This window comes from Streptomyces sp. NPDC093801 (assembly GCF_040701585.1).
Lineage (GTDB): Bacteria > Actinomycetota > Actinomycetes > Streptomycetales > Streptomycetaceae > Streptomyces.
The window spans coordinates 24,872-32,449 of the sequence record NZ_JBFBDP010000057.1; the positions used below are offsets into that span (position 1 = coordinate 24,872).

Genomic DNA, 7,578 nt, shown 5'->3' on the forward strand with positions numbered 1-7,578 from the left:
CACCGCCCTCAGGCGGCGCAGGCGGGCAGTCCGCCGTGGAACTCGACCATCTCGCGGAACATCCGCTCGACGTCGAGGGGGTGCCCCGGCGCCGCACCCGCCGCCTCGGCGAAGGCGCGGTGCAGGTTGGGCACCAGCCGCTCGGCGTCGAGCAGCCCCGCGTACGGGCCGGGGCCGGCCTCCCGCGCGGTCTCCAGCGGGGTCAGCCCCGCCGCGAGGCCCTCCGCGGCCAGCCGCTGCACCCGGCGCAGGTAGCCGGCCGTTTCGTCGAGCAGCTCGGGGCCGCCGACGGGCCCGTGGCCGGGGACGACGGTCCGCGGGCCGAGGGCGCGCAGCCCCTCGACGACGGCGAGCGTGCCGGAGACCGAGCCGGTCAGGCAGAACGGCGTGGCCCCGGACATCACGACGTCCCCGGTGAACAGCACCCGCTGCCGCGGCAGCCACACCACCGTGTCGCCGGAGGTGTGCGCGGTGCCCGGGTGGACCAGTTCCACCGGGAAGTCCCCCGCGTCCAGGGTGAGCCGGTCGCGGAAGGTCAGCCCGGGCAGCTCCACCCGGACCTCGCCCCAGGGGACGTCCGGCCACAGGCCCGTCAGGTGCAGTCCGGCGAGCGCCATCTCGGCGCGCGCCGCCTCGTGCGCGACGACCAGCGCCCGGTCGGCGAAGAACCGGTTGCCGAACGTGTGGTCGCCGTGCGCATGGGTGTTCACCACGAAGCGCGGCGCGTGCGGGACGGTCCGTGCGACCGCCTCCTTCAGCGCCCGCGTACGGGCCTCGGTGGCGGCCGTGTCGACCAGCACGGGCCGCTCGCCCGCGCCGATGAGCCCCGCGTTGTTCAGGCACCAGCCGCCGTCGGGCTGGAGGTAGGCCCAGACGTGCTCGGCCACCTCCTGCATCCGGGGCGCACCGCCGCTGCCGCTCACCGTCCCCGGACCACCATGGCCGCGTTGAAGCCGCCCCGGCCCCGCGCCAGGACCAGCGCCGTGCGCAGCCGGTCGGGCCGGCGCACCCGGGTCACCAGGTCGACGGGGCAGTCGGCGGCGGGCGGGCCGGCGTGGACGGTCGGCGGGATCACCCCGTCGCGCAGCGAGAGCAGGGCCGCGGCCAGGTCGAGGGAGGCGCCGCCCGCGGCGAGCCGGCCCGTCATGGTCTTGGGCGCGGTGACCGGGACCCCGTACTCCCCGAAGAGCTCGGCGAGGGCCTCGGCCTCGGCGCGGTCGGCCCCGCGCCGCCCGGCCGCGTCGGCGAAGACCACGTCCACGTCGGCGGGGGCCAGCCCGGCCTCGCGCAGGGCCAGTGCGGCGGCGTCGCGCAGCCGGGGCGCGCCGCCCGAGCCGGGCGGCGGGTCGAAGGTGGCGGCGTACCCGGCGACCTCCCCGTAGGGGCGGGCGCCGCGCTCGCGGGCGGCGGCCGCGTCCTCCAGGACGAGCAGCGCCCCGCCCTCGCCGACGACGTGGCCGCCGGCCTCCTCGGCGAAGGGGAGGTAGGCGCGCTCGGGGTCCTCGGAGGTGCTGAGCTCGCCGGAGGCCAGGTGGGCGGCCCAGCCCCAGGGGCAGAGGGAGGAGTCCATGCCGCCGGTGACGACCAGCTGGATGCCCTTGCGGAGCTGGCGGCGGGCCTGGGCCACCGCGTCGAGTCCGCCGGCCTGCTCGCTGACGAGGACGCTGTTGGGGCCGCGCATCCCGTTCTTGATGGAGATCTGGCCGCTGTTGACCGCGTAGAACCAGGCGAAGGACTGGTACGCGCTGACGTACTGGCCGCCCTTGCTCCACAGGGCCTGGAGCTCGCGCTGCCCGAACTCGTAGCCGCCCGCGGAGCTGGCGGTGATCACGCCGGCCGCGTAGTCGGGCAGTTCCGCCGGGTCCACCCCGGCGTCGGCGAGGGCCTCGTCGGCGGCGGTGAGGGCGAGCCGGGTGACCTGGTCGGTCTGCGGCAGCAGCCGGCCGGGCAGGTGCTCGGCGGCGTCGAAGCCCCGGACCTCGCCGGCCAGCTTCGCCGGGTACTGGGCGGCGTCGAACCGGGTGAGCGGGCGGATGCCGCTCTCGCCGCGCAGGATCGCGCCCCACCACGCCTCGGTGCCCAGGCCGTTCGGGGCGGCCACGCCGATCCCGGTGATCACCGGGGCGGCGGAGGCGGCCGCCGAAGACATGACGGGGGCGTCTGCGGTCTGCGTGCTCATGCTGCGGCTCCCAGGCGCGGGCGGGTCAGGATCATGGCGCTCTGGAAGCCGCCGAAGCCGCTGCCGACGCTGAGGACGGTGTCCGTGCGGTGCTCGCGGGCGGTCAGCGGGATGTAGTCCAGGTCGCAGCCGGGGTCGGGGTGGTGCAGGTTCGCGGTCGGCGGGACCGTGTTGTGCTCGATGGCCAGGGCGCTGGCGGCCACCTCCAGGGAGCCGATGGCGCCGAGCGAGTGCCCGATCATCGACTTGATGGAGCTGACCGGGGTCTCGTAGGCGTGCTGTCCGAGGCTGCGCTTGAAGGCGGCGGTCTCGTGCCGGTCGTTCTGCTTGGTGCCGGAGCCGTGGGCGTTGACGTAGTCGACGGCGGTGGCGGGCAGGCGGGCCTCGTCGAGGGCGACGGTGATGGCCTCGGCCATCTCGCGGCCCTCGGCCTTCAGGCCGGTCATGTGGTAGGCGTTGCCCCGGCTGGCGAACCCGGCGATCTCCGCGTAGACGTGGGCGCCGCGGCGGCGGGCGCTCTCCAGCTCCTCCAGGACGAGGATCGCGGAGCCCTCGCCGAGGACGAACCCGTTGCGGGTGGCGTCGAAGGGCCGGGAGGCGGTCTCCGGGTGGTCGTTGCTGGGCGAGGTGGCCTTGATGGCGTCGAAGCAGGCCACGGTGATCGGGGAGATCGGGGCCTCGGTGGCACCGGTGACCATCACGTCGGCGCTGCCCTCGCGGATGAGCTCCACGGCGTGGCCGATGGAGTCGAGGCCGGAGGTGCAGCCGGTGGAGACCATGGAGACGGGCCCCTGGGCGCCGACGCGCCAGGCCACCTCGGCCGCCATCGAGCTGGGCACGAAGTAGTCGAACAGGTGCGGCACGGCGAGGGTGTGGTCGACCTGCCAGGTGGAGCCGCCCCCGCTCACCGCGTTGTACTCGGTGTCCAGGCCGGTGGTGCAGCCGACGGCGCTGCCCAGGGTGACGCCGGTGCGCGCCGGGTCCAGGGCGGCGGTGTCGAGCCCGCTGTCGCGGACGGCCTCGTCGGCGCTGACGAGCGCGAACTGGGCGGCCCGGTCGAGGCGGGCGGCCTCCTCGGGGGCGAACCCGTGGGCGAGCGGGTCGAAGTCGGCCTCGGCGGCGATCCGCGAGCGGAAGCCGGTGGCGTCGAAGAGGCTGATGGCACGGGTCGCGGTCCGTCCGGAGGTGAGCCGGGCCCAGTACGCCTTGGTGCCCACTCCCCCGGGTGCGACCACGCCGATCCCGGTGATGACGACGCGTCGGTTCATGGGGTGTCCTTCACGGTGAGTCCTTCGTCGGTACGGTCGGCGATCCGCGACCCCACCGACCTGCGCAGCGCGTCGATGACGGTGGCCACGTCCGCGTCGCTGAGCCCGGGGTGCAGGGGCAGGCGCACGGTGCGGTCCACCGCCCAGTCGCAGGAGGGCAGCGGGGCCGCGGGCGGCTCCCCGTCGGCCCGGAACCGGTGCAGGGGCGCGTGGTGGGAGGTCGTGTAGATCTCCTCGGCCAGCAGGTCGGCGACGACCCCGTCCTTGATGGCGGGGTCCAGCTGCACCCAGTACAGGCAGTCCGTGGACTCGTGCCCCTCGGGCAGCGGCGGCGGTGTCAGCAGCCCCCGGGTCCCCGAGAGCTCCCGGTCGTAGCGGGCGGCGATCTCGCGGCGCCGCTCCACCATCTCGGGGAGCCGCCGCAGCTGCACGGAGCCGATCGCGGCGGTCAGGTCGTTCCCGGCGATCCCGCGGCCGTACTCGGGCAGGTCCGGTTCGCCGGGCAGGGTGGCGTGGCCGAAGCCGCTGGCGCGGACCAGGCCGCGCCGGGCGAGCAGGCGGGTGCGGGCGGCCCGTTCGGGGTCCTTCGCGTAGACCATGCCGCCGTCGCCGGTGACCAGGACCCGGCCCGGGTCGAAGCTCCACACGGCGAGGTCGCCGAAGGTGCCGGCGGGCCGGCCGTCGGCGCGGGAGGCGACGGAGCAGGCCCCGTCCTCGATCAGGGCGAGGCCCAGCTCCCGGCAGCGCTCCGCGATGCGGACGATGTCGCCCGTGCGGCCGCCGTAGTGGAGGAAGAGGACGGCGCGGGTGCGGTCGGTGAGGGCGGCCTCGACGTCCTCCAGGGACGGGTTGAGGGTGCGGCGGTCCACGTCGCAGAAGACGGGACGGCCGCCGCGTCCGGCGACGGCCTCGGCGGTGGCGGGCAGGCCCAGCGAGGGCAGGACGACCTCGTCGCCCTCCTGGAGGTCGAGGGTCTCGACGGCCAGGTGCAGGGCGGTGGTGCCGGAACTGGTGAACACGACGTGGCCGGGTTCGATGCCCAGGTGCTCGGCGAAGGCCGTCTCGAAGGCCGCGGTGCGCCGGCCGCTGCCGAGCCTGCGGTCGTGGAACACCCCGGCGACCGCGTCGAGTTCCTCGTCCCCGACCTGGGGCTGAAACAAGTTGATCATGGTCGCCTCTCACGTGGGTGTCTCCCCGATCTTGTCGACCGCCGCTCGACGTCCGATGGAGGACCGGTGGTCCCCCCGGCCGCGGGAGGGGGTGCGAGAGCCCTTCGAGCACCGCTCCATCGCGGTGACGGATCCTCCGCGTGCGCCACCCGTCGATTCACCGAGGAGTTCTCATGCCCGACCAGGCCCAGGATCAGGACCAGACCAAGCGCGTCGCCGTCGTCACCGGAGCGACCAGCGGTATCGGCCTGGAAGCGGCCCGCACCCTGGCCGCGCAGGGGCACCGGGTGTTCATCGGCGCCCGCGACGCCGACCACGTGGCCCGTACCGTCAAGGAGCTCACCGCCGAGGGTCTGGAGGTCGCCGGCGCGAGCGTGGACGTGCGCAGCGGCGACGGCGTCAAGGCCTGGGTCGAGGCGGCCGTGGAGCGGTTCGGCACCATCGACGTGGTGGTCAACAACGCCGGCCGCTCCGGCGGCGGCGTCACCGCCGACATCGCCGACGAGCTCTGGTACGACGTCATCGAGACGAACCTCACCAGCGTCTTCCGCGTCACCCGCGAGGTCCTGAACACCGGCGGCATGCGCGCCAAGAGCCGCGGCCGCATCATCAACATCGCCTCGACCGCGGGCAAGCAGGGCGTGGTCCTGGGCGCCCCCTACTCGGCGTCCAAGCACGGCGTGGTGGGCTTCACCAAGGCGCTGGGCAACGAGCTGGCCCCCACGGGCATCACCGTCAACGCCGTCTGCCCCGGCTACGTCGAGACGCCGATGGCCGAGCGGGTCCGCCAGGGCTACGCCGCCGCGTACGGCACCACCGAGGAGGCCGTGCTGGAGAAGTTCCAGGCGAAGATCCCCCTCGGCCGCTACTCGACCCCGCAGGAGGTCGCCGGGCTCGTGGGATACCTGGCCTCCGACACCGCGGCCTCCATCACCTCGCAGGCCCTCAACGTCTGCGGCGGCCTCGGCAACTTCTGAGCCCGCCCCGCCCGATCACGTACGACCCCCGAATCCGAGGAGCAAGACCATGCCGCAGCCCGGCCCGCGTGAAGTGGAGCACGAGATCACGGTCTCGGCCCCGGCCGCCGCCGTGTACCGGTTGATCGCCGAGGTCCGGAACTGGCCGCGGATCTTCCCCCCGACCATCTACGTGGACCACGTCCCGCAGGGCGGCAACGAGGAGCGCATCCGGATCTGGGCCACCGCCAACGGCGAGCCCAAGAACTGGACCTCGCGCCGCACCCTGGACCCGGAGAAGCTGACGATCACCTTCCGCCAGGAGGTCCCGGCGCCCCCGGTCGCCGCGATGGGCGGCACCTGGATCATCGAGCCGCTCTCCGGGGGCGAGTCCCGGGTGCGCCTGCTGCACGACTACCGGGCCGTGGACGACGACCCGGCGAGCCTGGAGTGGATCGACCGGGCCGTCGACCGCAACTCGCGCTCGGAGCTTGCCGCGCTGAAGACCAACGTCGAGCAGGCCCACGCCGCCGAGGACCTGACGTTCTCCTTCGAGGACACCGTCCGGATCGAGGGCTCCGCGAAGGACGTCTACGCCTTCGTCAACGAGGCGCACCTGTGGCCCGAGCGGCTGCCGCACGTGGCCGTCGTCCGGCTGACCGAGGACACCCCGGGCCTCCAGGAGCTGGAGATGGACACCCGGGCCAAGGACGGCTCCGTCCACACCACCAAGTCCTACCGGGTGACGTTCCCCGACGAGCGGATCGCCTACAAGCAGACGACCCTGCCGGCGCTGATGAGCCTGCACACCGGCTACTGGACGTTCGCCGAGGACGGCGAGGGCGGCCTCGCCGCCTCCTCCCAGCACACGGTGACGATCAACACGGAGAACATCGCCCGGATCCTGGGCCCCGAGGCGACCGTCGAGGACGCCAAGCAGTACGTGCGCACCGCGCTGAGCACCAACAGCACCGCCACCCTCAACCACGCCAAGGCCTTCGCCGAGCAGCGGGCCGGTCGATGACCCGGGGGACGCCTCGGGTCTGGTTCGTCACCGGCGCCTCCCGGGGCCTGGGGCGGGCCGTCGCCGAGGTCGTCCTCGAGGCCGGGGAGACCGTGGTCGCCACGGCCCGGCGCGTCGAGGCGCTCGACGGCCTCGTCGAGCGCTTCGGCGCGCGGGTGGTCCCCATGACCCTGGACGTCACCGACCGCGCGGCGGTGTTCGCCACCGTGGCCGAGGCCGGGGAGCGGGCCGGGCGGATCGACGTCCTGCTGAACAACGCGGGGTACGGGCTGGCCGGCGCGGTGGAGGAGGTCACCGAGCGGCAGGTCCGCGACCAGTTCGAGGTGAACTTCCTCGGAGCGCTGTGGACCACGCAGGCCGTGCTGCCGCTGATGCGCCGCCAGGGCGCGGGGCACCTCCTGCAGATGTCCAGCATCGCGGGCGTCACGACGTACCCGAACCTGGGCATGTACTGCGCGAGCAAATGGGCCCTGGAGGCCATGGGAGAGACCCTGGCCCAGGAGGTCGCCGGCTTCGGGATCAAGGTCACCCTGATCGAGGCCGGCGAGTTCCGGACCGACTGGAGCGCGAGCTCCCTGGTGCGGGCCGCGCCCAAGACCGCCTACGACTCCGTGCTGGCCAAGCGCCGGCACGGCCTGTCGGGGGCCTTCGCCCACCTCCAGCCCGGCGATCCGCGCCGGGCCGGTGTGGCGCTGCTGAAGCTGCTGGAGGCCGAGGAGCCCCCGCTGCGGGTGCTGCTGGGCGCCGGCGCGGCCGACCGGGCACCGGCGGTGCTGCGCGAGCGGCTGGCCGCCTGGGAGGAGTGGGCCCCCCTGGCCCCGACGACGGACTTCCCGACGGACTTCCCGACGGCCTGAGGGCCGGGGCCCGGCGGCCTCCCGAGGTCCTACAGGCCGGCGGCGGCGCGCAGGGCGTCGACGCGGTCGGTGCGCTCCCAGGTGAAGTCGGGGAGCTCGCGGCCGAAGTGGCCGTAGGCGGCGGT

Annotated in this window: 7 protein-coding genes; 3 read left to right on the forward strand and 4 right to left on the reverse strand. The window is 74.5% G+C overall.

Annotation, left to right across the window (positions count from 1 at the left end; genetic code table 11):
• Nucleotides 1-8: 8 nt before the first annotated feature.
• Genes AB0469_RS38685 through AB0469_RS38700 form a run of 4 tightly spaced genes read right to left on the reverse strand, consistent with a single transcriptional unit; the run spans nt 9 to nt 4,616 of the window.
• Nucleotides 9-896 (reverse strand): MBL fold metallo-hydrolase, encoded by an 888-nt coding sequence (locus AB0469_RS38685; protein WP_366456299.1) that lies wholly within the window; start codon nt 894-896, stop codon nt 9-11.
• A gap of 23 nt (nt 897-919) precedes the next feature.
• On the reverse strand, nt 920-2,179 hold the full coding sequence (locus AB0469_RS38690) for a ketosynthase chain-length factor (RefSeq protein WP_366456293.1): 1,260 nt from the start codon (nt 2,177-2,179) through the stop codon (nt 920-922).
• Nucleotides 2,176-3,447 carry a beta-ketoacyl-[acyl-carrier-protein] synthase family protein gene (locus AB0469_RS38695; protein WP_366456294.1) on the reverse strand — a complete coding sequence of 424 codons (1,272 nt, stop codon included), beginning with the start codon at nt 3,445-3,447 and terminating at the stop codon, nt 2,176-2,178. The genes AB0469_RS38690 and AB0469_RS38695 overlap by 4 nt, the downstream gene beginning before the upstream one ends.
• Nucleotides 3,444-4,616 carry a DegT/DnrJ/EryC1/StrS family aminotransferase gene (locus AB0469_RS38700; RefSeq protein WP_366456295.1) on the reverse strand — a complete coding sequence of 391 codons (1,173 nt, stop codon included), beginning with the start codon at nt 4,614-4,616 and terminating at the stop codon, nt 3,444-3,446. Before AB0469_RS38700 ends, AB0469_RS38695 begins: the two co-directional genes overlap by 4 nt.
• Before the next feature lie 173 nt (nt 4,617-4,789).
• Here AB0469_RS38700 and AB0469_RS38705 point away from each other — a divergent pair, with 173 nt between their 5' ends.
• From AB0469_RS38705 to AB0469_RS38715, 3 genes are read left to right on the forward strand one after another with little or no spacing between them, the layout of a single operon-like run.
• Complete coding sequence (locus AB0469_RS38705) at nt 4,790-5,593, forward strand: SDR family NAD(P)-dependent oxidoreductase (protein ID WP_366456296.1); 804 nt, start codon at nt 4,790-4,792, stop codon at nt 5,591-5,593.
• 49 nt (nt 5,594-5,642) lie between these two features.
• Nucleotides 5,643-6,596, forward strand: coding sequence for an aromatase/cyclase (locus tag AB0469_RS38710; protein WP_366456297.1), 954 nt, complete (start codon nt 5,643-5,645; stop codon nt 6,594-6,596).
• A complete protein-coding gene (locus AB0469_RS38715) occupies nt 6,593-7,453 on the forward strand; it encodes an SDR family NAD(P)-dependent oxidoreductase (RefSeq protein WP_366456298.1) in 861 nt (286 codons plus the stop codon). The genes AB0469_RS38710 and AB0469_RS38715 overlap by 4 nt, the downstream gene beginning before the upstream one ends.
• Nucleotides 7,454-7,578: the final 125 nt, after the last annotated feature.

Coding starts and splice junctions, on each gene's coding strand:
- AB0469_RS38685 (WP_366456299.1), bottom strand. CDS start 896: ATGCAGGAGGTGGCCGAGCACGTCTGGGCCTACCTCCAGCCCGACGGC.
- AB0469_RS38690 (WP_366456293.1), bottom strand. CDS start 2,179: ATGAGCACGCAGACCGCAGACGCCCCCGTCATGTCTTCGGCGGCCGCC.
- AB0469_RS38710 (WP_366456297.1), top strand. CDS start 5,643: ATGCCGCAGCCCGGCCCGCGTGAAGTGGAGCACGAGATCACGGTCTCG.
- AB0469_RS38715 (WP_366456298.1), top strand. CDS start 6,593: ATGACCCGGGGGACGCCTCGGGTCTGGTTCGTCACCGGCGCCTCCCGG.
- AB0469_RS38695 (WP_366456294.1), bottom strand. CDS start 3,447: ATGAACCGACGCGTCGTCATCACCGGGATCGGCGTGGTCGCACCCGGG.
- AB0469_RS38700 (WP_366456295.1), bottom strand. CDS start 4,616: ATGATCAACTTGTTTCAGCCCCAGGTCGGGGACGAGGAACTCGACGCG.
- AB0469_RS38705 (WP_366456296.1), top strand. CDS start 4,790: ATGCCCGACCAGGCCCAGGATCAGGACCAGACCAAGCGCGTCGCCGTC.